At 66.8% G+C, this 1,146-nt stretch carries 1 protein-coding gene; it reads right to left on the reverse strand.

Annotated elements, in window-relative coordinates:
• Positions 1–465: 465 nt before the first annotated feature.
• Positions 466–1,050, reverse strand: coding sequence for a nucleosidase (locus VXC91_RS45900; RefSeq protein WP_329513253.1), 585 nt, complete (start codon positions 1,048–1,050; stop codon positions 466–468).
• Positions 1,051–1,146: the final 96 nt, after the last annotated feature.

The raw sequence follows: 1,146 nt of genomic DNA on the forward strand, positions 1-1,146 counted from the left end.
GGTCGACCGGCTGAACCTCCTGGAGAAGGAGAAGGTGCTTGACGGCCGTGGTCGTTGGACACAGGCCGTGGCCGCCGAAGCGGAGCAGTCGATGGCCCGTAGGCTGACGAGGATGCCTTCCTCGGTGTCGGCCAGCGGCTCGGTGACCTGGTCGCCCCTCCGGGCCGATTATGTGCGTGCGTATCTCCCTGGCCGAGGCCTCCTGGGCCAGGAACCCCGAGGATGTCGTCACCAAAGGGGGTGTCGCACAGCGCGTCGCCATGGCCTGACTACCCAACCTCAGGACGCCGCCGGGCGGTTCCAGAATTAAAGGTGCCCGCCTGGAAGGGCGAGTGGTGTATACGGCCATACCGTGGAGCCGCGTGGGGTGCGCGCGTTCGCGGACCACTGGGTTTCGCGCGGGACCCACACCCTGACAGCCAGGCGTCATGTGCCGGGCCGTCAGGTACGTCGGGGCTGGCGGGCTCAGGCGTAGCTGGGTAGATGGCAGGCAGCCCAGTGAGCAAGCGCACGGGCGCAGCCCGCGACGGATTCCTGCCAGGTTCTGGCAGCTCCGTCACCGGCGGTGTCGCTGACGTGTTTCACGATGCGCAGGGGTACACCGGCTCGGCGTGCGGCCGTCGCGAGGGCGTAGCCCTCCATGTCGACCAGGGACGCATGTTCCGCTAGGCGAGCGCGGGTGGCTTCGTCGGCTATGAATGAGTCTCCCGTGGCGAGGGTCGGGCCGTCGTGGTCGACGAGCCTCATAGGCTCGCCGTAGATTTCTCCGGTCAGGCTGTGCAGGGTGGCACTGTCTAGGTCGTGCTGTATGACCGTACCGATAAGCTGGGTTCCCGTCGGGCCAGGCCGCAAGGCTCCTGCGGTGCCAAGGTTGATCACGCCTGACGGCAGGGGACCGATCGCGAGCGCAGTGGCCAGTGCGGTCGCGGCGTTGACCTTTCCCATGCCGGTCAGTAGGACGGGCAGGGACGTGTCGAGGTACTGGGCCTCTTCCTTGACCGCAAGGACGAGCAGAGGACGGTCGCTGGTTATCTCTCCGGTGAGCTGCACACGACCACAGTACGGGCCGGTTGTGGGCTTCCATTCCTCCGGATCACGGCAGAGTGGTCAATCGCCTGTGTTTCCCACGATCGCGGGTGCGGGACC

Origin of the sequence: Streptomyces chiangmaiensis (genome assembly GCF_036281785.1) — a bacterium.
GTDB lineage: Bacteria > Actinomycetota > Actinomycetes > Streptomycetales > Streptomycetaceae > Streptomyces > Streptomyces chiangmaiensis.